The organism is Paracidovorax avenae ATCC 19860 (genome assembly GCF_000176855.2).
GTDB classification, from domain to species: domain Bacteria; phylum Pseudomonadota; class Gammaproteobacteria; order Burkholderiales; family Burkholderiaceae_C; genus Paracidovorax; species Paracidovorax avenae.
On the sequence record NC_015138.1, the window covers coordinates 3,856,362 to 3,877,676 of the forward strand.

A 21,315-nucleotide genomic window follows, 5' to 3' on the forward strand; every position below is an offset into this window, starting at 1 on the left:
AGGAAGGGAAAGGGAAGGCGCAGGACCGGCCGGGGGGCCTCAGAGCTTGCCCACGCCCGTGAGCGCGAGCTTGAACTTCACCTGCACGTCGTCGGCGACCATGGAGGTGTCGGCCCATTCGTTCTCGCCGATCTTGAAGGCCAGGCGCTTGATCGGGAAGCTGCCCGTGGCGATGGTGGTGGCGCCGTTCTGCGTGAGCGTGACGGGCGCGACCACGTCCTGCGTGGCGCCCTTGATGCTCAGCTTGCCGGCCACCTCGAACTTGCCCGGGCCGGTGGACTTGATCGCCGTGGACTGGAAGGTCGCCTGCGGGAACTTGGGCACGTTGAACCACGTGGCCTTGGGCAGTTCGGCGTCGGACTCCTTCACGCCCAGGGTGGCGCTGCCGGTGTCCACCGTGATCGTGACCTTGCTGGTGGCGAGCTTGGCCGGGTCGAAGGCGACCTGCGCGTCGAACTTCTTGAAGCGGCCCTCGACGGGCACGCCCATCTGCTTGCTCACGAAGGTGATCTCGCTCTGCTCGGGCACCAGCTTCTGCTGTGCGAAGGCGGGGGCTCCGGCCAGCAGCGCGGAGGATGCCAGCGCGAAGCCGGCGATGAGGGAGGTGGAAAATTTCATGGATCGCTCCGTGGGTTCGGTATTTCGAGGATTTGGTTGCAGGCGGTCAGGCACGGCCGGGCAGCATGCGGCCGATGAGGCCGTCTCTGTCGATGACCTGGTGCTTCAGCGCCGCGGCCACGTGCAGCACGACGAGCACGGCCAGGGCATAGGCGGAGATCTGGTGCCAGGGCTTGATGGCCTCGGCCAGTTCGGGGCTCACCGGCACGAAGCTCGGCAGCGGCACGATGCCGAGGAACACGATGGGAAAGCCCGCGGCCGAGCTGTAGGCCCAGCCGATGAGGGGCACGGCGAAGAACAGCAGGTACATCAGGTGGTGGGTGCCGTGGTGCGCGGCGCGCTGCCATGCGGGCATCGCGGACTGCACGGCCGCGGGCAGCGCCGGCGGGCGGTGCGTCAGGCGCCAGAGCAGGCGCAGGGCCGACAGCGCCAGGATGGCCACTCCGGCCCACTTGTGCCAGTTGTAGAACTTCAGGCGCTGCGGCGAGAACGGCAGCCCCGTCATGTACAGGCCCAGCAGGAACACGGCGACGATGGCCAGGCCGAGCACCCAGTGCAGCAGGATGGCAGTGGCGGTATAGCGGGCCGGACGGGACGGGGTCATGGATCGGTGGGGCGATGGTCTTTTCGGGCGGCCGCGCATCGCGGCCGGGCTGGTGCGCCGCCAGTCTAGGGCCGATGCCTCCGTAAATCTTCAATCAAATTGATGCTTTGATTCAATTTTTGTGAAGCCATTGGGGCTTGACTCGTCAGGCAGCAGCCCTTCGGCCAGCAGTGCCTGGCGGCTCGCGGCATACAGCGCGGGGTTGCCGCCGAACTCCGCGGTGGCCCGCCGGGCCCGGTCCATGAGCGCGAGCAGGGCCGCCCGGATCGCGGCAGCCTCCCCGAGGCGGGAAAGCGGCCCGGACACCGTCAGGGCGCCGCGAAGCTCTCCCTGCGCCCCGAACACCGGCACCGAGGCCGCCGCCGTCTCCCGGTCGCGCTCGCCGAACGAAGTCGCCCAGAGCCGGGCGCGCACCGTTTCATGGGCCGGGTCGCCTTCCGAGAACGCCAGCAGCACCTTCCCCGAGGCGCCGAGCTGCACGTCGAACGCCTCCCCCACCCGGATGGACACGCGCACCGCGCGCGACGGCTCGACGCGGCTGAGCACCATGCGCCGGTCCCCGGAGCGCACGTAGAACGACGCGGTTTCCCCCAGTTCGGCACTGAGTTCGCGCAGCAGCGGCTCCACGATGGAATCGATGCGCAGGCTGCGCTGGTAGATGGCGGCCAGCCGCACCGGCGCGGGCCCGATGCCGTACAGCCCGTCGTCCCACTTGCGGATGAAACCGCCGCTTTCCAGGGCGCCCAGCAGCCGCAGCACGGTGCTCTTGTAGAGCCCCGTGCGCCGGGACAGCTCCGTCAGCGTCAGCCGCTCGTCCTCCGGGGCGAATGCCCCCAGGAGGGCGAACGCGCGGTCCAGGACGGCGACCCCGCTGGAGGCCTCGGAAGATTCTTGTGTCATCAGCGTCAGCAAGGTCACGACTATGTTCTGCTGAGTAGAACACAGCGGCCGCAAGAGTCTGGCCGCTCCAGGGTTATCCCGCATGGTCCGCGCCAGCGCGCGCCACTAAAGTTCTTTTCTACAGAACACAGTTCTATTCAATAGAACAACCCAAGGAGACACCATGTCCTTTCTGCCTCGCTTGCTGGGTGGCTGCGCCCTCCTCTTCGCGTCCGCCGCGGCCCTGGCCCAGCCCGCGGACTATCCGACCCAATCCATCAAAGTGATCGTTCCCTTCCCGCCGGGTGGCGGCACGGACATCGTCGCCCGCATGGTGCTGGACAAGATCCGCGCATCCACCGGCTGGACGCTGGTGGTGGACAACAGGCCGGGCGCCGGCGGCAACATCGGGATGGACGCGGTCGCCAAGGCCGCGCCCGACGGCTACACCCTCGGCATGGGCCAGACGGCCAACCTGGCCATCAACCCGAGCCTGTACGCGAAGATGCCGTACGACGCGTCCAGGGCCTTCGTTCCCGTCGCCACCGTGGCGGGGCAACCCGTCGTGCTCGTCGTCAACGCCGCATCGCGCTTCAAGACCCTGGCCGACCTGGTGGCCGCCGCGAAGGCCAAGCCCGACTCCCTGTCGATGGCCTCCGCAGGCAACGGCACCGTGGGCCACCTCACCGGCGAACTCTTCATCCGGCAGGCGGGCATCCGGACCAGCCACATCCCCTACAAGGGCGCGGGCCCCGCGGCGACCGACCTGCTGGGCGGCCAGGTCGATTACTACTTCGCGACGCCCCAGACCGTGATCCCGTTCATCAAGGCGGGCAAGCTGCGCGCGCTGGCCGTCAGTTCCGCGAAGCGCCTGCCGGTGCTCCCCGACGTGCCCACGGTTGGCGAGTCCGGCTACAAGGGCTTCGACACCAGCGACTGGAAGATGCTGGTGGCCCCGGCCGGCACGCCGCCCGCCGTGCTCGCCCGGTGGCAGCAGGAAGTGGCCAGGGCCCTCGCGCGGCCGGACACCATCGCCACGCTGCAGGCCGAGGGCAGCACGCCGATGGCGACCACGCCCCAGGAGGCCGCCGCCCTCATCCGCAGCGAGCAGCAGCGCTGGGGCGAGGTCATCCGCAGCGGCAACGTGAAGCTCGACTGACCATGGCCCTCCCACCCCTGCACGGGGTCCGCGTGCTGGACCTCACCAATGTGCTCGCGGGCCCCTTCGCCTGCCACCAGCTCGCCCACATGGGCGCCGACGTGATCAAGGTCGAGGCCCGGCAGGGCGGCGACCTGGCGCGCCAGCTGGGCGCCGACCAGGACCTGAACCAGGCGGACATGGGCGTGTCGTTCCTCGCCCAGAACCCCGGCAAGCGCTCGATCACGCTCAACCTCAAGCACCCCCGGGGCAAGGAGGCCCTGCGCAGGCTGGTCCGCACGGCCCAGGTGCTGGTGGAGAACTACCGGCCCGGGGTGATGCAGCGCCTCGGCCTGGGCTACGAGGAGCTCCTGAAGGAGAACCCACGGCTGATCTACTGCGCCATCTCCGGCTTCGGGCAGGACGGCCCGCTACGCGACCTGCCCGCCTATGACCAGATCATCCAGGGCATGTCCGGAATGATGAGCATCACGGGCGCGCCGGAGACGGCGCCCTACCGCGTGGGCTACCCCGTGGCGGACACGATCGGGGGCATCACCGCCGCATTCGCCGTGGCGTCCGCCCTGGCCGACCGCCACCGCACGGGCGGCGTCTTCATCGATGTCTCGATGCTCGAGGCCGCCGTGGCGACCATGGGCTGGGCGGTGTCCAACCACCTGATCGCGGGGCGCGAGCCCCGGCCCCTGGGCAACGACAACGTCACCGCCAGCCCGTCCGGCACTTTCCGGACCGGGGACGGCCTGCTCAACATCGCGGCCAACAAGCAGGAGCAGTTCGAGGCGGTGTGCGCGGTGCTCGGCCATCCGGAATGGACGGCGGACCCGCGATTCGCCGACCGCCACGGGCGGCTGCGGCACCGCGCCGAACTCACGGCCCTGATGGAGGCAGCGCTGTCCGCCGGCACGGCCGACGACTGGTGGAAGCGGCTCAACGAGGCGGGCGTTCCTGCCGGGCCGGTGTACACGGTGCCCCAGGTGCTGGAGCACCCGCAGATCGCCGGCCGCGGAATGGTGGGCACCTTCAGTGATGTTCCCGGCGTCGGCCGCGACATCCGGGTCGTGCGCACGGGGTTCAAGTGGAACGGCGAGGCACCGGCCGTCGGCACCCCGCCGCCCCGGCTCGGCGAGCACACGGCGAGCATCCTGTCCGAGCTCGGCTACTCGCCATCGGACATCCAGGAACTGACACAGGAGCAGGCGATATGAGCATCCATGATCCCCGCGTGAGCGACTGGTGGAAGACATCCATCATCGAAATGAGCCCCGGCGTCATCCGCTACCGCGGATATGCCATCGAGGACCTGATCGGCCGCATCGGCTTCACGCAGATGATCTGGCTGATGACACGCGGCGAACTGCCCGGCGAACGCGAAAGCCGGCTGCTCGACGCCGCCCTGATGTCCGCGGTGGACCATGGCCCGCAGGCGCCCAGCATCGGCATCGCCCGCATGGCCGCGACCTGCGGCGTGGGGCTGAACAACGCCATGGCCTCCGCGGTCAACGTGCTGGGCGACGTCCATGGCGGGGCCGGGGAACAGGCCATGGCCATGTACCTCGACATCGCGGCCCGGCAGGACGCGGGCGCAGCGCCCGGCGACGCGGTGCGCGGCGGGCTGGACGCGGCGATCGAGCGGCACGGCAAGTTCGTCTCGGGCTTCGGCCACCGCTTCCACCCCGTCGATCCCCGTGCGCCGCGGCTGCTGGAGCTCGTGGATGAAGCCGCGCGCGAAGGCACCGTGAGCGGCCGGTTCGCTGCCATCGGGCGCGCCGTGGAAGAGGAACTGGCGTCCCGCAGGAACGGCCGGCGCATTCCCATGAACATCGATGGCGCCACCGCCGTCATCTATGCGGAACTCGGCTTCCCGCCGCCGCTGGCGCGCGGCCTGTTCTGCCTGTCGCGCTCCGTCGGCATCCTGGCGCATGCCTGGGAACAGACCGGCCAGGGAGGCCGCAACAAGGGACCGATCCCGCGGGAATACCTGTGGACGTACGACGGCCCCGCGCCGCGGGAAGTGCCCTGAGCGCCTCGCCGGACGGCACCATCAGGGGAACCAGCCGCCCTAGAGGCCGGCGCACGCGATCGGCGGCACTTCGGGCGCGGCAACCGAGCGGCTGCCCGTATCGACCGCTAGCCTGACGCGCTCGATGCACGTGTACAGCACGGCGCCGTGCCTTTCCCGGCTGCAGTCCACGCCCTGCCCGGCATCCACCACCTGGCAGGAGAACCCCATGCCCGACAGGCTGGCCATGGCCGCCTCCAGGCGCGTGCCTGCCGGCACCACGGCGGCCACGCGCTCGCCCAGCCGGGCCCGGTCGGGCGTGTAGCAACCGGCCAGGACGAGAGGGAGGGAGGCGGCGAGCAGGCCGTGCGCGAGTCTTTTCATGGGCGCTACTGTCGCAGCATCGTCAATGAAATTGATGCACTGATTCACTTTCTTGCATCCATCAGGCCACGCAGCCGGCTCGACCATGGCTAGGATCCGCCGGCGGCCCGCCGTGCTTGGCGCGCCCCCTCCTCCCACCCATCCTTCATCGGAAAGCGAGGCTAGTGCCTTGAAAAAAATGCTCTTGTCCCTGATGGCCTGCTCCATGGCCGCCATCGTCTCTGCGCAGGACGGCGGCGGCGCGCAGGCGCCCTCGGTCGCCGTGAACTTCGGCAAGCCCACCTTCACGCAGAAACTCTTCTATGAGAAGCTGTACGAGAAGAAGCCGTTCGAGGACGCCACGCTGTACTACTACGACAACGGCGTGTACAAGATCATCTCCCCGGGCGAAGAGCACTACGGCGTGTACGTGGTCCACGGCAAGATGACCGACGACGAGTACGCGGTGAACTTCATTTCCCTGCCCTCGACCGACTGGGGCGGCAAGACCGCCATGCACGCCCTGAAGTTCAACCGCAAGACCGGCAAGTTCACGCAGCAGGCCACGTGGGAGGACGATCCGAACATCGCCCCGCAGTACGGGCGGTTCAGCCAGGAGGCGAACACCATCGCCGATCCGCGGCCCGTCAACTGGGACAACCACAACACCACTCCCGGGCAGCGGACGGTCTGGCCGTTCAGCCGCTGACGCCGGGCCATCAGGCAAGTAACGGCTGGCGGCGCGGCTCCCCTGCGCTGCCGGGCCCGGACCACCCTCCGCGGGAGTGCCGGTGCAGCATGCGCCGCCTGTCCTGGCGTCCCGCGCGCAGCCGCGCAACGCGTATTACCTGTCGCACTTCCCGGGCTGCGCCAGGCCGAGCTTGGCGATGTCGGTCTTGCCGCGCTCTTCCGTGACCTGGGCCAGTCCTGCGCCCGCCGTGAAGGCGCCCATGCGGATGTACTGCCGGACGTAGTAGTTCTTGCCGGCGTCCATGAACATCTCCAGCGTGCTGTCCGAGAACTCGGACTCCGTCTGCAGGGTGTGCTTCTTGCCGCCTTCCACCTGCGTGTAGAAGAACACGTCAGGGGCGCTTTCACCCAGGCATTTGCCATCGACCAGGATGTCCTTCTTCAAGGCCTTGCCGATGAAGCTGTCACGGTAGACATACAGGCCGGCATTGCCCGTTGCCGGCGCATCGAATTGCTTGGCCTTGTCGGATTCGTCCTTGGAAGCCATGTTGACCGAAGCGCATCCGGTGAGAAACAGGGCGGAGAGCGCGAGCAAGGCGAGGGGGCGGCGGATATTCATGTCGGTATCAATTCCAAGGGGGCGTGGATGTCCGGGAGCCCGCGCAGCCTGAGCCGTCCGGCCTTCCGGCCCGCGACTGTCGAGCCGCAGGCGGGGCGATTATGCATGAATGTTTCAACACGTAACCGCTTCTTGGAAGGCATCCGACAAGGGTCGCCTCCATGCCTCCCCAAGCAACGGCCGAGTCCCGTGGCCTCTCCAGCAGCTTGTCCGGGCCTGGGTTTCGGCGGCCCGGCGAGCACTTCGTTCGTACGCCTCGTACCTCCGGCCACCATGGTGAAATTCCTGAAAACAGCATCCTGGCGACACCAGGATGTCCACTCAAACAGTCAGGAAAGATATCCCATGGATCGTTACCCCAGCATTCAAGTCGGCAGTACTTCGCCCAGCTTCAGAAGAGACGTCAAGGAAGCCCTCGAGAAGATCGACAGCCGCCCTAGCGGCAGCCGCCTTCTCCAACAGATCGAAGGCCTGGCCACACGTGAAAAGAAAGTCACCATTGTCGAGGCGCAGGCCGGTCAGGCTCCGGTGGCGAGACCACGGCTCACGCCTTCACAGATACACAAGCTCCCTTCTTCGCCCACCCAGAGCCAATTCGAGGAAACGCTCCTGAAAAATGCTGGAGGAAGCAACTGGCGCAAAACGCGGGGAACCGCGTCGGAAATTCCCTGGAACAAGTACACGGCCGAACCGGAAGTCGATTCCCGGGGAGTCCCGATCGAGGGAGCCAATCCCGCCAATGCGTTCATCACCCTGGCACATGAACTGGTGCATGCAAAGCACCATCTCGCGGGAACCATGATGTATGGCGGAGGCCCCGTCACCCGGGAAGCCTCTTCCTCGCGAACCGACGCCGGCAGGGAGGAACTGCGCGCCGTGGGCCTCGGGGAATACGCCAGCACAGGCGAGCCGAGCGAGAACTCCATCCGCGCCGAGCATGGACTGCCACAGCGAACGAGCTATTCCCGCTCAGGCAACTGGTGAGCAGTCGCGGCCTCTCCCAGCCCCACTCGCGCCAGCGGCGTCCCCGCTGCCTGGTAGCTTCCCACGGCCGCGAGCCCGGTGATGCGCCCCGCGCGCGGCGCGGTGACCTGCATCTCCATCTTCATCGCCTCCATCACGGCGACCACGTCGCCCTCGGCCACGGTGTCGCCCTCGGCCACCTTCCAGGCCTGCACCGTGCCGGCGACGGGCGCGGGCACCGTGCCCTCCTCCGCCGCGCTCCCGGTGCCGGCGGACTGCGCCGGGGCGCCGGCAGGCTGCACGCCCGCGCTGGCCTGCAGCCCCTCCTGCAGCAGCAGTGCCGGCAGCCCCAGGGCCACGCGGCGGCCGTCGATCTCGATGGCGGTGCGCACGAGCGCGGTATCGGCCGGCGGCTCGGCACGTGCGGCGGCGGCCAGGGGCTCGGCGAAATCGGTCTCGATCCAGCGGGTGTGCACGCGCAGGGCTTCGCCGTTCGTGAAATCCGGGTGCTCCATCACCGCGCGGTGGAAAGGCAGGACCGAGGCCACGCCGCCGATGCGGAACTCGCGCAGCGCGCGGCGCGCCCGGGCGATGGCCTGCTCGCGCGTGGCGCCCGAAACGATGAGCTTGGCCATGAGCGAATCGAAAGTACCCGGCACGATGGAGCCGGCCTGCACGCCGGTGTCCAGCCGCACGCCCGGGCCCGACGGCGGCTCGAACGCGGTCACGCCGCCCGGCGTGGGCAGGAAGCCGCGGCCCACGTCCTCCGCGTTGATGCGGAATTCGAAGGAGTGGCCCAGCGGTTCGGGCGTGCGCGTGATGCGCAGCGGCAGGCCCTCGGCGATGCGGAACTGTTCCACCACCAAGTCGATGCCGGTCGTCTGCTCGGTGACGGGGTGCTCCACCTGCAGGCGCGTGTTCACTTCGAGGAACGAGATCGCTCCCGTGCCCGAGAGCAGGAACTCCACCGTGCCCGCGCTGGTGTAGCCGGCGGCGGCGCAGATGTCGCGCGCGGCGGTGTGGATGCGCTCGCGCTGCGCGGGCGTGAGGAAGGGCGCGGGCGCCTCCTCCACCAGCTTCTGGTTGCGGCGCTGCAGGGAACAGTCGCGCGTGCCCAGCACCACCACGTTGCCGTGCGTGTCGGCCAGCACCTGGGCCTCGATATGGCGCGGGCGGTCGAGGAACTGCTCCACGAAGCACTCGCCCCGGCCGAAGGCGGCCGTGGCCTCGCGCACGGCGGAGGCGTAGAGGTCTTCCACCTCGTCCATGCGCCACGCGATCTTCATGCCGCGCCCGCCGCCGCCGAAGGCCGCCTTGATGATGATCGGCAACCCGTGCTGTTCGGCGAAGGCGAGCACTTCGGAGACGTCCTGCACCGGGCCGGCGGTGCCTTGCACCAGCGGCGCGCCCACCTGCAGCGCCAGCCGGCGCGCCTCGACCTTGTCGCCCAGGCGCTCGATGGCCTCGGGCGGCGGGCCGATCCAGGTCAGACCCGCGCCGATCACCGCGCGCGCGAAGCCCGCGTTCTCGGACAGAAAGCCGTAGCCGGGGTGCACGGCATCGGCGCCGCTCCTGTGGGCGGCGTCCAGCAGCTTGTCGATGTGCAGGTAGGTGTCGGCCGGGCGGTCGCCGCCCAGGCCCCAGGCCTCGTCGGCCATGCGCACGTGCAGGGCGTCGATGTCGGCATCGGCATAGACGGCGACGGAGGCGAGGCCGTGGTCGGCGCAGGCGCGGGCAATGCGGACGGCGATCTCGCCGCGGTTGGCAATCAGGACTTTCTTCATGGCATTCGGGAACGGGTGACAGGTTCGAAGGCGCGGATGGGTCGGAAGCGCACCCAGGCGTTCACGGGGATCTGGCCCGCCAGGTCCAGGTGATACGGAGCGACGGCGCCGATGACGGGATAGCCGCCGGTGAGGGGATGGTCGGCCAGGAACAGCACGGGCTGGCCGCTGGGCGGCACCTGGATGGCGCCGGCCACGGCACCTTCGCTGGGCAGTTCACCCTGCACGGCGCGCGCCAGCGGCGTATCGCCGGCCAGGCGCAGGCCCACGCGGTTGGATTGCGGCGTGACCTGCCAGCGCTGGGAGGCCAGCAGCGCCAGGGCCTCGGGCGTGAACCAGTCCGTGCGCGGACCCGGCACGCAATCGAGCACCACCTCGCGGCCGGCCCGTGGCAGCTCGCCGGGTGGGCACTCTGCCGCCCCGACGGCCGGCAGCCCCTGCGGCGCGCGCACGGGCAGCACGTCGCCCGCGGCCACGGCCGGAGGACCCACGCGGGCCAGGGTGTCGGTGGCGCAGCTGCCCAGCACCGGCGCCACGCGAAAGCCGCCGCGCACCGCCACGTAGCAGCGCGTGCCGGCGAGCGGTTCGCCAATGGAGAGTTCATCGCCGTCCGCCAGCGCCACGGGCGCGTAGCGCGGCAACGGCCAGCGCCGTCCGTCCGCGGCCGTGCACCACAGGGGCGCCTCCGCGCCGGTCACGGCCACGACGGTCTCGCCCTGGCTGCACAGGCGCAGGCCGCCCTGCACGGTCTCCAGGCAGGCGGCATCGGAGGGATTGCCCACGAGCCGGTTGGCGGCGCGGCAGGCGGCCCGGTCCATGGCGCCGGAGGCCGAGACGCCCTGCCCCGCGTGGCCATGGCGGCCCAGGTCCTGGAACAGGGTCTGCAGGCCCGCGGACAGCACGCGCAGCGCAGGCCCTGGCGCGCCGGCGTCCGGCGCGGCGGATGTGGATGCAGGCGCGGGGGGCGCCGCAGGCTCCATCGCCTCCAGGGCCTCCCGCGCAGATGCCGGCAGCGTGGCGATGTCCACGAAGCGCACGCGCGCGCCGGGCTGCAGGAGTGCGGGTGGATCGCGGTCGATGTCCCACATCGCCACGGGCGTGGTGCCGATGATCTGCCAGCCGCCCGGGCTGGCCTGCGGATACACGCCGCTGAAGGTGCCGGCCAGGCCCACGGCGCCGGCCGGGATGCGCGTGCGCGGCGTGGTGCGCCGCGGCACGTCCAGGAACGGATCACCGCCGGCCAGGTAGCCGAAGCCGGGCGCGAAGCCCGTGAAGGCCACGGTGTATTCGCTGCCGGTATGGCGGCGCACCACCTCGTCGGGGGTGATGCCCAGCCGCTGCGCCACCTCGGCCAGGTCCTCGCCGTCGTAGCGCACGGGAATCTCCACCAGGGTCTCGCTGCGCTGCGCCGTGCCACGCACGTCGCGCCGGGCGATCGCTTCGACCAGGGCGGCGAAGCCCTGCGCCGCAGGCCGGTAGCGGACCAGCACCGTGCGCGCGGCCGGCACCAGTTCTTCGATGCCGGCGATGGGGTCGCGCAGCAGCGAGGCATGCAGCGCGAGGGTCTGCGGCAGGTCGTCCAGCTCGACCAGCAGGGCGTCCAGGTTGACGGGAAGGAAGCGCAATCGAAACTCCGTCAGACGTGGTAGGTGCTGTCGGGCACGTCGGTGATGAACATGTGGCCCGGCGCATGGGTGACGGCGAAGGGCACGCCCGACGCCATCACGGCCGCCTGGGGCGTGACGCCGCAGGCCCAGAACACGGGCACCTCGCCGGGGCGGATCTCCACCGGGTCGCCGAAGTCGGGCCGCGCCAGGTCGGCAATGCCCAGCGCCGCCGGATCGCCCACGTGCACGGGCGCGCCGTGCACGGACGGAAAGCGGCCCGAGATGGAGACCGCATCGGCCACCCGGTCGGCCGGAACGGGCCGCATCGACACCACCAGCTCGCCGCGCAGGCGGCCGGCCGGCCGGCACATGCGCTGCGTGCGGTACATGGGCACGTTGCAGCCCTGGGCGATGTGGCGCACCTCGATGCCGGCCTCCTGCAGCGGCGTCTCGAAGGTGAAGCTGCAGCCGATCAGGAAGGTGACGAGGTCGGGATGCTGCGCCCAGAGCGCGCTGGCGTCGGCCACCTCCTCGGCCAGCTGTCCATCACGCCAGACGCGGTAGAGGGGAATGTCGGTGCGCAGGTCGGCGCCTTCGGCGAGCACGGTGGCATGGCTGCCGGCCTCGATCACGTCCAGCACCGGGCAGGGCTTGGGATTGCGCTGCGCATAGAGCAGGAAATCCCAGGCCCACTCGCGGGGCAGGGCGATCATGTTGGCCTGGGTCATGCCCGGGGCACGGCCGGCGGTGGGCTCCACCAGGCCGTTGCGGTAGCGGGTACGGGCTTCGCGCGCGGCCTGGATGGCGGCGGCGCGGGCAGCTGCGAGTGACGAATTCATCGGTGGCTCCGTTCGGTGATGCCGGTCATGCCGTTCCTGCAAAGGCGCGCAGGGCGATGCCCTCGCGCTCCAGCGCCTCGCGCACGGCGCGGGCCATGTCCACGGCGCCGGGGCTGTCGCCATGCACGCAGATGGAATCGGCGCGCACGCGGGTGGTGCTGCCGTCGATGGCCTGCACCGTGCCTTCGCGCACCAGCTGCAGCATGCGGCGGGCGACCTCGCCGGCATCGTGCAGCACGGCGCCGGGCTCGCGCCGCGACACCAGCGTGCCCTGGGGCGTGTAGGCGCGGTCGGCAAAGGCCTCGGCCACCACGCGCAGGCCGGCATCGGCAGCCCAGCGCTCCAGCGGCGAGCCGGCCAGCACCACCAGCGCGAGCGACGGGTCGATGGCACGGATGGCGGCGATCACGTCGCCCGCTTGGCGCTGGTCGTGGGCGATGGTGTTGTAGAGCGCGCCGTGCGGCTTCACGTAGGTCACGCGCGTGCCGGCGGCCGTGGCCAGGCCCTGCAGCGCGCCGATCTGGTAGATGACATCGGCGACGAGATCGCTGCTGGCCACGTCCATGTTGCGGCGGCCGAAGCCGGCCAGGTCGCGATAGGCCACATGGGCACCCACCGCCACGCCGCGCTCCTTCGCGCCGCGCAGCGTGGCCAGGATGCCCGCTGCATCGCCGGCATGGAAGCCGCAGGCCACGTTGGCGCTGGTGACGATGCCGAGCATGGCGGTATCGTCGCCCATCTGCCAGGCGCCCAGGCTTTCGCCCAGGTCGCTGTTCAGGTCGATTTGCATAGGAAAGAAAAAGGATGTCGAGGAATGGAGCGCCGGCAGGAAACCTGAAGACAGCCCTGGTCAGGCCGCCGCGTCGGTGCTGGCGGAGAGTTCGCGCCCCTGGGTTTCCGGCAGCAGCAGGCAGGCGATGACGACGATCAGGTACGCGCCCGCGGCCATGTAGCCGATGGAGACGCCCAGCGGCATGCTGGCGCTCATGTGGCCGATCATCGCCGGAAACACCGAGCCCACGGCGCGGCCGAAGTTGTAGCAAAAGCCCTGGCCCGAGCCGCGGATGTGGCTGGGGAACAGCTCGGACAGGTAGGCGCCCATGCCCGAGAAAATGCCCGAGAGGAAGAAGCCCAGCGGAAAGCCCAGCACCATCATGGCCGCGTCGGTGATGGGCAGCTGCGTGTAGCAGGTCACCAGCACGCCCGCGCAGACGGCGAACAGGATGAAGCAGCGGCGCCGGCCCAGGCGGTCGGACAGCCAGGCGCTGGTGAGGTAGCCGGCGAAGGAGCCGAAGATCAGCACCATCAGGTAGCCGCTGGTGCCCAGCACCGACAGGTTGCGCTCCATCTTCAGGTAGGTGGGCAGCCAGGTGGTGACCGCGTAATAGGCGCCCTGCATGCCGGTGGCCAGCAGGCTGGCGAACACCGTGGTGCGCAGCACGCCCGGCTTGAAGATCAGCCAGAAGCTGGCGCTCTGCCCCGTGCGGGCCAGCTCGGCCTTGGTTTCACGATAGACGGCCGGCTCGCTGATGTTGCGGCGGATGTAGAGGATGAACAGCGCCGGCAGCGCGCCCAGCCAGAACAGCACGCGCCAGGCGTATTGCTGCTCCAGCAGCGCATAGACGGCCCAGAAGGCGACGGCCGACAGGCCCCAGCCCACCGCCCAGCTGCTCTGCACGAGGCCCACGGCCTTGCCGCGGTGGCGGGCGCGGATCATCTCGGCGATCAGCACCGAGCCCACCGACCATTCGCCGCCGAACCCCAGGCCCTGCAGCATGCGGGTGATGAAGAGCTGTTCGGCCGACTGGGTGAAGCCGCTCAGGAAGGTGAAGAAGCTGAACCACAGCACCGTCAGCTGCAGGATGCGCACGCGGCCGTAGCGGTCGGCCAGGATGCCCGCCAGCCAGCCACCGATGGCCGAACTGATGAGCGCGCCGGTGGCGATGTAGCCCGCCTCGGCCTTGGTCATGCCCCAGACCAGGATGAAGGTCGGGATCATGAACGTATAGATCATGTAGTCGAACGCATCGACGCCATAGCCGACGAAGGCGGCGAAGAGCGTCTTGCGCTCTTCCTTGCTGGTTTCCTTGAGCCACATGGTGCGTGTTCCGTTTCTGCGAAGGGAAGAAGACCCCTGGCACGGAGCAATTACCGCGCCAACGTCTCATCAAAGATTCGTCTATTGATGAATCATCTGGATAAATTGTTGAACAATTTGATTTTGATCGTTGATGGGGATTACCCGCATGCGGTTGGTGCGGCCACTGCACGGGCATGGTGCCTCCGGGCGCGGCGCCCGCCCCCGCCGGAGGCTCGCCGCCCGATACACTGGGGCTCCGGACGTCCGCCCTCGCCCGCCCCGCCCCGCCCCGCCGCGACGCCCCGCCCCCTTTTTTTGCCTGCCCGCCGCCGATGAGTGAATCCCCCGCCCAGAACCTGACGGACCGCGTCAGCGACCAGATCCGCCGCCGCATCGTGGCCGGCGAGCTGGCCCCGGGCCAGCGCCTGTCCGAGGCCGCGCTGGCCGAGAGCCTGGAGATTTCGCGCAACACCCTGCGCGAGGTGTTCCGGCTGCTCACCAAGGAGGGCCTGCTCCGGCACGAACCCAACCGCGGCGTGTCGGTGGCGGTGCCCAGCATCGCTTCCATCATCGACATCTACCGCGTGCGCCGGCTCATCGAATGCCAGGCGCTGGCCCAGGCCTATCCGCGCCACCCCGCCAAGAAGCACCTGCGCGAGGCGGTGGACACTGCCCTGCGCTGCCGCGACGCGGGCGACTGGCAGGGCGCGGGCACGGCGAACATGGAGTTCCACATGGCCGTGGTGGAACTGGCCGACAGCGAGCGCCTCAACGTGATGTTCTCCCACCTGCTGGCCGAGCTGCGCCTGGCCTTCGGGCTGCTCAAGGACGCGGAATTCCTGCATGCGCCCTACGTGGAAATGAACGTGAAGATCGTCGAGCTGTTCGAGGCCGGCCGGCTGCAGGAAGCCTCGGCCGCCCTGCACGACTACCTGGTGCATTCGGAGCGCATCGTGCTGGCCGTGTACGCGCGGCGGATCTCGGAACCCGGGCTGGAACGCGGCACCCGCTGATCCGCGCTCCGGCGGCCCGCACCACGGGACGGCCCGGGGCCCGCGCGGGCCGATGCCGCGCTACACTGCAGGCGGCCGGGCCCCTGCCCTGCCGCCAGCCCTTCCCACGCCCCCGCCACGACCGCAGCACGCATCTCCATGAGCACGCCCGACAAGATCGCCCCCACCTACGGCACCGAAGACCTGCTGATCAGCCTGTGCAACTCCGTCACGCGGGTGCTGAGCGTGGCCACGCAGACGCAGCTGCACTACTCCGGCATGGTGCAGCGCATCACCAAGACCTGCCTGCGCCCCGACATCGGCTGCTTCGTGCTGTTCGACGGCGGTTTCTCCGGGCTGGTCATCATCAACCTCAGCAAGGAGGCGGCGATGGAGATCTACCAGACCTACCTGCTGAGCATGGGCATGTCGCAGGACGACCTCGCGAGTTCCTACACCTCCGACGAGGTGGCCAACGTGATGGGCGAACTCATGAACCAGGTGGTGGGCGACTTCACCGGCAAGGTGCGCCGCGAGCTGCAGACGCACATCACGCAGAACCAGCCCAAGATGCTGGCGCTGAACAAGCAGGTGATGCTGAGCGTGGACGCCAACCTCGACCAGCCCGAGGCGCGCCGCGTGACCTTCTACACGGCCAAGAACCACATCTTCTACCTCGAGCTGGCCATCGACCGCACCGAGTTCATCAAGCTCTACGACTTCGAGCCGCAGGAAGCACCGGACCCGGACGCGCTGCTGGCCCAGGCCGGCAAGGGCGACGCGCCCGCCTCCGCGCCGCCGGCCGCGGGCACCGACAGCGACACCGACGACCTGCTCAAGTCGCTGGGCATGTGATCTTTCCCCGCGAAGGCGGCCCGTCCCGCCGCCCGCCTTTGCCATGCAACGCTTCACCATTTCGCTCGACGACGAACTGGCCCTCCAGTTCGATGCGTTCATTGCCCGGAAGGGCTATGGCAACCGTTCCGAGGCTGTCCGCGACCTGATCCGCTCCAGGCTGGGCTGCGACTCCCTGGGCGAGGCGGCATCCGGCGCGCGCCGGCATGGCAGGGACGGCAGTTGGTGCGTTGCCAGCGTCAGCTACGTGTACGACCACCACGAGCAGACGGTCACAAGCCGCGTGCTGGATCTGCAGCATGACCACCACGACCTGGTCATCACCAGCCTGCACACCCACCTCGACCACGACAACTGCCTGGAGACCGTGGTGCTCCGCGGGCCGACGGCGGCCGTGAGGGAATGCGCCGAACGGCTGGTGGCCCTGCGTGGCGTACGCCATGGCAACGTGCACCTCGTGCCGCTGGAGCCCCACGGCGACAGGCACTCGCACGGCAGCACGGGCGCCCATACGCACCTCAAGCCGCGCAACTGAAACGCAACGCTGCGCCGAACGGCGTATGGCATGCAGGCCGGGATGTATGAAGAATCAGGAATTCCTCACACCATCACGACCGGAACCTGCATGCCATCCCACATCTCCCGCCGCCTGCTCTGTTGCGCGCTGCTCGGCAGCGCGGCCGTCCGGGCGCAAACCTCGCATCTGCCCGAGATCCAGGTCGCCGGCCCCAGGGACGCCTCCATCGGCACGGCAGACAGCGCCAGTGAAGGCGCCGTGGAGCGTGGGTCCTACCAATCGCGCCCCAAGCTGCGGCCCGGCGACATCGTCGAGGCAGTGCCCGGCGTGGTGGCCACGCAGCACTCGGGTGACGGCAAGGCCAACCAGTATTTCCTGCGTGGGTTCAACCTCGACCACGGCACCGACTTCGCGGTGACGGTGGATGGCATGCCCGTCAACATGCCGACGCACGGCCACGGGCAGGGCTATGCCGACCTGAACTTCCTGATTCCCGAGCTGGTATCGGGTGTGCGCTACCGCAAAGGGCCTTACTTCGCGCAAAGCGGCGACTTCTCGCTCGCGGGCAGTGCGGCCCTTGACTACTTCGGCGCGCTGGAAGCGCCCTTCGTCGAGGCCAGCGCCGGCTCACACGGCTTCAGGCGGCTGCTGGCGGCGGGATCCCGCACCGTGGCCGACCAGACCTGGCTCGGTGCCATCGAGGTCGAAGGCAACGACGGCCCCTGGGACGTGCCCGAGCACCTCAGGAAGGTGAATGCCGTCCTGCGCTACTCGCAGGGTTCGCCGGCGCACGGCTTCGGCATCACCGCCATGGCCTACAAGAGCCAGTGGACCTCGACCGACCAGGTGCCGCAACGGGCCATCGACAGCGGGCAGATCGGCCGCTTCGGCAGCATGAATCCCACCGACGGAGGCAAGACCCAGCGCATCAGCCTGTCGGGCAAATGGTTCGACAAGGGGCCGGATGGCGACACCGAGATCAGCGCCTATGCCATCGATTACCGCTTCGACCTGTTCTCGGACTTCACCTACTTCCTGAACCATCCCGTCAACGGGGACCAGTTCGAGCAGACCGACCGGCGCAGGGTGTACGGCGTGCAGGCATCGCAGGCCGTGGGCAACCGGATCGGCGGCCTCGACGGCGTGTTCAGCTTCGGCGCGCAGTGGCGCGGTGACCGCATCGGCGAGGTCGGGCTGTACGACACGGAGGTCCGCCAACGGCTCGGCACGGTGCGCGATGACAAGGTCTCGCAGGACCTGTTCTCCCTGTACGCACAGCAGCTGGTCCACTTCAACGACCAGTGGCGCGGGTACCTGGGCCTGCGCGGCGATGCACTGCGCTACGAGGTGACCGGCCGTGCGCCGGCGGTCGGTCCGCTCAACGGCGGCAAGGGCCGTGGCGCCGTCGCCAGCCCCAAGTTCGGCCTGGCCTTCACGCCGGAGCCTGCCCACGAGATCTACATCAACGGCGGCGCCGGCTTCCACAGCAACGACGTACGCGGCGCCACCATCACCACCGACCCGAAGACCGGAGACCCTGCGGATCGTGTCCCGGCGTTGGTGAAAGGCCGCGGCGCCGAGATCGGATGGCGCTTCCAGCCGGACGAGGACCTGACAACGACGCTGGCGCTGTGGAGGCTCGACCTTGACTCGGAACTGGTCTACGCGGGTGATGCGGGCACCACGGAGCCGGGCCGGGCCAGTACACGGCGCGGCGCCGAGGCCACGCTGCGGTGGAAGTTCGATCCCGCATGGCGCATCGAACTCGACGGAGCCCTGTCGCGCGCCCGCTTCCGCGGCCTGGCGCCCGCCGGTGAAGGCAACTACGTGGACAACGCCGTAGAGCGCGTGTTCGCGGCGGGGCTGACCTACATCGACGGGCCCTGGACCGCGTCGTTGCGGCTGCGCCATCTCGGCCCGCGCGCGCTGGATACGCTGGACAGCGTGCGTTCGCGCTCCACGACGCTGCTGAACTTCGGCGCGCGCTACGCCGTGAACAGGCACGTGACCCTGGGCCTGGACGTGTTCAACCTGGCAGGAAACCGAGGCAACGACATCGAGTACTACTACGCGTCGTGCACTGCGGGCGAGGTCGCGAGAGGAAGCTGCCACAGTGGCGTGAACGACCGCCACATCCACCCGATGGAGACGCGCAGCGTTCGGCTCAGTGTGCGCTATGCGTTCAGGTGATGACGAAGCATCCGCTCAAATCGCAGGGCATGTGGGGCCGGCCTAGTACTTGACGAAGAGCGGCCTGGAGCATTCGACGAACAGCACCGAGCACTTCGATCCCGCTTTCTTCTCGCAGGACTCCACGGCCCGCTGGCTGGCCACGCTTTCGTCCTTGCCGGTATCGATGCTGCCGGCCTTGCCGCCGTTCGCTCCGGCGACGGCCGCGCACTGGTTGAAATAAGCCATGTCCACCACGCAGTCGCGCACGCCGGTGGCACGGCACTTTCCCAGCGCATCCTCGCGAGCGGCTTCCTCGGTCGTCTTGCCCGAAGAGGTCCAGGCGCCGCGCCCTGCATTGGAGCTCACCATGGCGCCCCAGGTCTTCACCCACTCTCCCGTGGGCCGCGGCGGTGCGGCCGCCTCGTCGTCCGGAAGGCATTGCGCGCCGCCGGCCTGAACGCCCGAGGGGCAGCGCGTCTGGGCCGCCGCACCGGCCGAGCCCATCGAAGCCGCCAGCCACACCGCGAGAAAAACAGTCGTCTTCATCACGAACCTCCTGGAGGAAATTTATATACCAGGAAGGCAGAGGGAACCGTGTACCCCCCCGCGCGTGGGGGTACGTTCAGGCATTCAGGCCTTCACCAGCAGGTCGCCCGTGATGTCGGAGACCTTCGCCACGCTGGTGAGCGTCATCGCCACGCGCATTTCCTTTTCGAGCAGCTCCAGCACGTGCTTCACGCCGGCCTCGCCCGCCGCGGCCAGCGCGTAGATGAAGGCGCGGCCGATCATCGCGGCGTCGGCGCCGAGCGCGATGGTGCGCACCACGTCCAGGCCGTTGCGGATGCCCGAGTCGGCCAGGATCTTGATCTGGCCCTTCACCGCATCGGCGATGGGCGGCAGCGCATGCGCCGAGGAGAGCACGCCGTCGAGCTGGCGACCGCCGTGGTTGGAGACGATGATGCCGTCCGCGCCGAAGCGCACGGCGTCCTTCGCGTCCTCCGGGTCCAGGATGCCCTTGATGATCATGGGCCCCTTCCAGAACGCGCGGATCCATTCCAGGTCCTTCCACGAGATGGACGGATCGAAATTCGCGCCCAGGTAGCCCATGTAGTCGGCCAGGCCCGTGGGCTTGCCGAGGTAGGCAGAGATGTTGCCCAGGTCGTGCGGACGGCCCAGCGCGCCCACGTCCCAGGCCCAGCGCGGGTGCATGGCGGCCTGCCAGTAGCGGCGCAGCGCGGCGTTGGGGCCGCTCATGCCGGAATGCGCGTCGCGGTAGCGCGCGCCCGGCACGGGCATGTCCACGGTGAACACCAGTGCCGTGCAGCCCGCCGCCTGGGCGCGCTCCAGCGCGTTCTTCATGAAGCCGCGGTCCTTGAGCACGTAGAGCTGGAACCACATCGGCCGGCCGAGCTTCGGCGCCACCTCCTCGATCGGGCAGACCGACACACTGGACATGGTGAACGGCACGCCGTGCCGGTCGGCCGCGCGCGCGGCCTGCACTTCGCCGCGCCGCGCGTACATGCCCGTCAGCCCCACGGGCGCCAGCGCCACGGGGATGGAGAGCTTCTCGCCGAACAGCTCGATGCTGGTGTCGAGGCGGCTCATGTCCTTGAGCACGCGCTGGCGCAGCGCGACCGCGGCCAGGTCCTCGACGTTGCGGCGCAGAGTCTGCTCGGCATAGGCGCCGCCGTCGATGTAGTGGAACAGGAAAGGCGGCAGGCGCTTGCGCGCGGCTTCGCGGTAGTCGGCGGTGGAAGAGATGATCATGGTTTTCGGGTCAATGGGGGGGCAGCAGCGGCGCGGGGCCCGCGTCCACGGGCATGCGCGTGGAGCGCTCGCGGCGGGCGCGGTCCTCGTCCAGGCGCTGGATGGTGGCGCGCACGTGCTCCAGGTGCTCGCCGATGCACTGGCGGGCCCGCTGCGGATCGCTGTCGAGAATGGCCTGCATGAGGCCCTGGTGCTGCGCGGTGAGCGCCTGCATGGTGACGGGCTCGCTCAGGCGGAACATGTCGTGGCGGTTGCGCTCGACGGTGGACAGCACCATGGTGAACAGGCTGTGCATCACCTGCACCAGCACCAGGTTGTGCGAGGCTTCGGCGATCGCCAGGTGGAATTGCGCATCGGCGCGCGCCGCCAGCTCGGCATTGCCGCTCTGCTGGTGCTGCATCATCACGTCGAAGCAGCGCCGGATGCGGTCCTTGTCCTCGGCGGTGGCGCGCTGGGCGGCCAGCCAGGCGGTGCTGCTTTCCAGCGCATGGCGGGTCTCGAGCACGTCGTAGCGGTAGTGCGGATCGGACTCCATCAGCCGCGTGAGCGGCGCCACCGCGGGCTGCAGCCACTCCGCCGAGCCGCCCGCCTGCACATACGTGCCGTCGCCGCGCCGGCTGGCCAGCACGCCCTGGCTCACGAGCTTCTGTATCGCCTCGCGCAGGGAGGTGCGCGACACGCCCAGCTCGTCCGCCAGCTGCCGCTCGGCAGGCAGCCGCTGCCCGGCCTGCAGCCCGCGGGACTGCACCAGGGCAAGCAGTTTCTCGACGACGTGATCGGCCAGGCGCATGTCAAACCTCGGAGGGTG

The 21,315-nt window shown here is 69.4% G+C and carries 22 protein-coding genes; 9 read left to right on the forward strand and 13 right to left on the reverse strand.

Annotated features, from left to right (window positions below; translation table 11 throughout):
• Nucleotides 1-39 precede the first annotated feature (39 nt).
• The 3 genes from ACAV_RS16795 to ACAV_RS16805 form a co-directional block, all read right to left on the reverse strand.
• Entirely contained in the window at nt 40-618 is a 579-nt protein-coding gene (locus ACAV_RS16795; protein WP_013595777.1) for a YceI family protein, read from the reverse strand.
• Between the two features lie 46 nt (nt 619-664).
• The gene (locus ACAV_RS16800; RefSeq protein WP_013595778.1) at nt 665-1,222 is read right to left on the reverse strand and encodes a cytochrome b; all 558 of its coding nucleotides are present in this window, start codon (nt 1,220-1,222) and stop codon (nt 665-667) included.
• A 90-nt stretch (nt 1,223-1,312) separates the two neighbouring features.
• Complete coding sequence (locus tag ACAV_RS16805) at nt 1,313-2,122, reverse strand: IclR family transcriptional regulator (RefSeq protein ID WP_049791264.1); 810 nt, start codon at nt 2,120-2,122, stop codon at nt 1,313-1,315.
• A 163-nt stretch (nt 2,123-2,285) separates the two neighbouring features.
• On the opposite strand from ACAV_RS16805, the gene ACAV_RS16810 reads away from it, so the two are divergent.
• Genes ACAV_RS16810 through ACAV_RS16820 form a run of 3 tightly spaced genes read left to right on the forward strand, consistent with a single transcriptional unit; the run spans nt 2,286 to nt 5,280 of the window.
• Nucleotides 2,286-3,260: a Bug family tripartite tricarboxylate transporter substrate binding protein gene (locus ACAV_RS16810; RefSeq protein ID WP_013595780.1), complete on the forward strand. Its 975-nt coding sequence runs from the start codon at nt 2,286-2,288 to the stop codon at nt 3,258-3,260.
• 2 nt (nt 3,261-3,262) lie between these two features.
• Complete coding sequence (locus tag ACAV_RS16815; protein WP_013595781.1) at nt 3,263-4,465, forward strand: CaiB/BaiF CoA transferase family protein; 1,203 nt, start codon at nt 3,263-3,265, stop codon at nt 4,463-4,465.
• Nucleotides 4,462-5,280, forward strand: a complete 819-nt coding sequence (locus ACAV_RS16820) for a citryl-CoA lyase (RefSeq protein ID WP_013595782.1) — start codon at nt 4,462-4,464, stop codon at nt 5,278-5,280. The genes ACAV_RS16815 and ACAV_RS16820 overlap by 4 nt, the downstream gene beginning before the upstream one ends.
• A gap of 39 nt (nt 5,281-5,319) precedes the next feature.
• On the opposite strand, the gene ACAV_RS16825 is transcribed toward ACAV_RS16820, so the two are convergent.
• Complete coding sequence (locus ACAV_RS16825) at nt 5,320-5,643, reverse strand: hypothetical protein (protein WP_013595783.1); 324 nt, start codon at nt 5,641-5,643, stop codon at nt 5,320-5,322.
• Between the two features lie 178 nt (nt 5,644-5,821).
• On the opposite strand from ACAV_RS16825, the gene ACAV_RS16830 reads away from it, so the two are divergent.
• On the forward strand, nt 5,822-6,331 hold the full coding sequence (locus ACAV_RS16830) for a hypothetical protein (protein ID WP_013595784.1): 510 nt from the start codon (nt 5,822-5,824) through the stop codon (nt 6,329-6,331).
• Nucleotides 6,332-6,466: 135 nt separating this feature from the next.
• Here ACAV_RS16830 and ACAV_RS16835 read toward each other — a convergent pair whose 3' ends face one another.
• A complete protein-coding gene (locus ACAV_RS16835) occupies nt 6,467-6,931 on the reverse strand; it encodes a DUF2846 domain-containing protein (protein ID WP_013595785.1) in 465 nt (154 codons plus the stop codon).
• Between the two features lie 345 nt (nt 6,932-7,276).
• On the opposite strand from ACAV_RS16835, the gene xopG reads away from it, so the two are divergent.
• Nucleotides 7,277-7,915 carry a XopG/HopH/AvrPtoH family type III secretion system effector gene (gene xopG, locus ACAV_RS24155; protein ID WP_013595786.1) on the forward strand — a complete coding sequence of 213 codons (639 nt, stop codon included), beginning with the start codon at nt 7,277-7,279 and terminating at the stop codon, nt 7,913-7,915.
• On the opposite strand, the gene ACAV_RS16840 is transcribed toward xopG, so the two are convergent.
• The 5 genes from ACAV_RS16840 to ACAV_RS16860 are packed head-to-tail and all read right to left on the reverse strand — an operon-like array spanning nt 7,891 to nt 14,222.
• Nucleotides 7,891-9,678: an acetyl/propionyl/methylcrotonyl-CoA carboxylase subunit alpha gene (locus tag ACAV_RS16840; RefSeq protein ID WP_013595787.1), complete on the reverse strand. Its 1,788-nt coding sequence runs from the start codon at nt 9,676-9,678 to the stop codon at nt 7,891-7,893. The two genes, xopG and ACAV_RS16840, sit on opposite strands and share 25 nt — an antisense overlap.
• On the reverse strand, nt 9,675-11,303 hold the full coding sequence (locus tag ACAV_RS16845; protein ID WP_013595788.1) for a 5-oxoprolinase subunit B/C family protein: 1,629 nt from the start codon (nt 11,301-11,303) through the stop codon (nt 9,675-9,677). Before ACAV_RS16845 ends, ACAV_RS16840 begins: the two co-directional genes overlap by 4 nt.
• Before the next feature lie 11 nt (nt 11,304-11,314).
• Nucleotides 11,315-12,124, reverse strand: coding sequence for a putative hydro-lyase (locus ACAV_RS16850; RefSeq protein WP_013595789.1), 810 nt, complete (start codon nt 12,122-12,124; stop codon nt 11,315-11,317).
• A 25-nt stretch (nt 12,125-12,149) separates the two neighbouring features.
• The gene (locus ACAV_RS16855; protein WP_013595790.1) at nt 12,150-12,914 is read right to left on the reverse strand and encodes a LamB/YcsF family protein; all 765 of its coding nucleotides are present in this window, start codon (nt 12,912-12,914) and stop codon (nt 12,150-12,152) included.
• A gap of 60 nt (nt 12,915-12,974) precedes the next feature.
• Complete coding sequence (locus ACAV_RS16860) at nt 12,975-14,222, reverse strand: MFS transporter (protein WP_013595791.1); 1,248 nt, start codon at nt 14,220-14,222, stop codon at nt 12,975-12,977.
• 314 nt (nt 14,223-14,536) lie between these two features.
• Between ACAV_RS16860 and ACAV_RS16865 the strand changes: the two genes are divergently transcribed.
• From ACAV_RS16865 to ACAV_RS16880, 4 genes are all read left to right on the forward strand, one after another.
• Entirely contained in the window at nt 14,537-15,217 is a 681-nt protein-coding gene (locus ACAV_RS16865) for a GntR family transcriptional regulator (protein WP_013595792.1), read from the forward strand.
• Nucleotides 15,218-15,355: 138 nt separating this feature from the next.
• Entirely contained in the window at nt 15,356-16,051 is a 696-nt protein-coding gene (locus tag ACAV_RS16870; protein ID WP_013595793.1) for a DUF3334 family protein, read from the forward strand.
• A 43-nt stretch (nt 16,052-16,094) separates the two neighbouring features.
• Entirely contained in the window at nt 16,095-16,586 is a 492-nt protein-coding gene (nikR, locus tag ACAV_RS16875) for a nickel-responsive transcriptional regulator NikR (RefSeq protein ID WP_013595794.1), read from the forward strand.
• 90 nt (nt 16,587-16,676) lie between these two features.
• Entirely contained in the window at nt 16,677-18,758 is a 2,082-nt protein-coding gene (locus ACAV_RS16880) for a TonB-dependent receptor (protein WP_013595795.1), read from the forward strand.
• A 42-nt stretch (nt 18,759-18,800) separates the two neighbouring features.
• Here the strand turns inward: ACAV_RS16880 and ACAV_RS16885 are convergent, their stop codons facing one another.
• The 3 genes from ACAV_RS16885 to lldR form a co-directional block, all read right to left on the reverse strand.
• Nucleotides 18,801-19,286 carry a DUF4189 domain-containing protein gene (locus tag ACAV_RS16885; RefSeq protein WP_013595796.1) on the reverse strand — a complete coding sequence of 162 codons (486 nt, stop codon included), beginning with the start codon at nt 19,284-19,286 and terminating at the stop codon, nt 18,801-18,803.
• A gap of 84 nt (nt 19,287-19,370) precedes the next feature.
• Entirely contained in the window at nt 19,371-20,507 is a 1,137-nt protein-coding gene (gene lldD, locus ACAV_RS16890; protein WP_013595797.1) for an FMN-dependent L-lactate dehydrogenase LldD, read from the reverse strand.
• A gap of 10 nt (nt 20,508-20,517) precedes the next feature.
• Entirely contained in the window at nt 20,518-21,297 is a 780-nt protein-coding gene (lldR, locus tag ACAV_RS16895) for a transcriptional regulator LldR (RefSeq protein WP_013595798.1), read from the reverse strand.
• Between the last annotated feature and the right edge of the window lie 18 nt (nt 21,298-21,315).

What these genes read in the sequence shown, in the direction of transcription:
- ACAV_RS16795 (WP_013595777.1), bottom strand. Translation starts at nt 618, where the DNA reads ATGAAATTTTCCACCTCCCTCATCGCCGGCTTCGCGCTGGCATCCTCC.
- ACAV_RS16800 (WP_013595778.1), bottom strand. Translation starts at nt 1,222, where the DNA reads ATGACCCCGTCCCGTCCGGCCCGCTATACCGCCACTGCCATCCTGCTG.
- ACAV_RS16805 (WP_049791264.1), bottom strand. Translation starts at nt 2,122, where the DNA reads ATGACACAAGAATCTTCCGAGGCCTCCAGCGGGGTCGCCGTCCTGGAC.
- ACAV_RS16810 (WP_013595780.1), top strand. Translation starts at nt 2,286, where the DNA reads ATGTCCTTTCTGCCTCGCTTGCTGGGTGGCTGCGCCCTCCTCTTCGCG.
- ACAV_RS16815 (WP_013595781.1), top strand. Translation starts at nt 3,263, where the DNA reads ATGGCCCTCCCACCCCTGCACGGGGTCCGCGTGCTGGACCTCACCAAT.
- ACAV_RS16820 (WP_013595782.1), top strand. Translation starts at nt 4,462, where the DNA reads ATGAGCATCCATGATCCCCGCGTGAGCGACTGGTGGAAGACATCCATC.
- ACAV_RS16825 (WP_013595783.1), bottom strand. Translation starts at nt 5,643, where the DNA reads ATGAAAAGACTCGCGCACGGCCTGCTCGCCGCCTCCCTCCCTCTCGTC.
- ACAV_RS16830 (WP_013595784.1), top strand. Translation starts at nt 5,822, where the DNA reads ATGCTCTTGTCCCTGATGGCCTGCTCCATGGCCGCCATCGTCTCTGCG.
- ACAV_RS16835 (WP_013595785.1), bottom strand. Translation starts at nt 6,931, where the DNA reads ATGAATATCCGCCGCCCCCTCGCCTTGCTCGCGCTCTCCGCCCTGTTT.
- xopG (WP_013595786.1), top strand. Translation starts at nt 7,277, where the DNA reads ATGGATCGTTACCCCAGCATTCAAGTCGGCAGTACTTCGCCCAGCTTC.
- ACAV_RS16840 (WP_013595787.1), bottom strand. Translation starts at nt 9,678, where the DNA reads ATGAAGAAAGTCCTGATTGCCAACCGCGGCGAGATCGCCGTCCGCATT.
- ACAV_RS16850 (WP_013595789.1), bottom strand. Translation starts at nt 12,124, where the DNA reads ATGAATTCGTCACTCGCAGCTGCCCGCGCCGCCGCCATCCAGGCCGCG.
- ACAV_RS16855 (WP_013595790.1), bottom strand. Translation starts at nt 12,914, where the DNA reads ATGCAAATCGACCTGAACAGCGACCTGGGCGAAAGCCTGGGCGCCTGG.
- ACAV_RS16860 (WP_013595791.1), bottom strand. Translation starts at nt 14,222, where the DNA reads ATGTGGCTCAAGGAAACCAGCAAGGAAGAGCGCAAGACGCTCTTCGCC.
- ACAV_RS16865 (WP_013595792.1), top strand. Translation starts at nt 14,537, where the DNA reads ATGAGTGAATCCCCCGCCCAGAACCTGACGGACCGCGTCAGCGACCAG.
- ACAV_RS16870 (WP_013595793.1), top strand. Translation starts at nt 15,356, where the DNA reads ATGAGCACGCCCGACAAGATCGCCCCCACCTACGGCACCGAAGACCTG.
- nikR (WP_013595794.1), top strand. Translation starts at nt 16,095, where the DNA reads ATGCAACGCTTCACCATTTCGCTCGACGACGAACTGGCCCTCCAGTTC.
- ACAV_RS16880 (WP_013595795.1), top strand. Translation starts at nt 16,677, where the DNA reads ATGCCATCCCACATCTCCCGCCGCCTGCTCTGTTGCGCGCTGCTCGGC.
- ACAV_RS16885 (WP_013595796.1), bottom strand. Translation starts at nt 19,286, where the DNA reads ATGAAGACGACTGTTTTTCTCGCGGTGTGGCTGGCGGCTTCGATGGGC.
- lldD (WP_013595797.1), bottom strand. Translation starts at nt 20,507, where the DNA reads ATGATCATCTCTTCCACCGCCGACTACCGCGAAGCCGCGCGCAAGCGC.
- lldR (WP_013595798.1), bottom strand. Translation starts at nt 21,297, where the DNA reads ATGCGCCTGGCCGATCACGTCGTCGAGAAACTGCTTGCCCTGGTGCAG.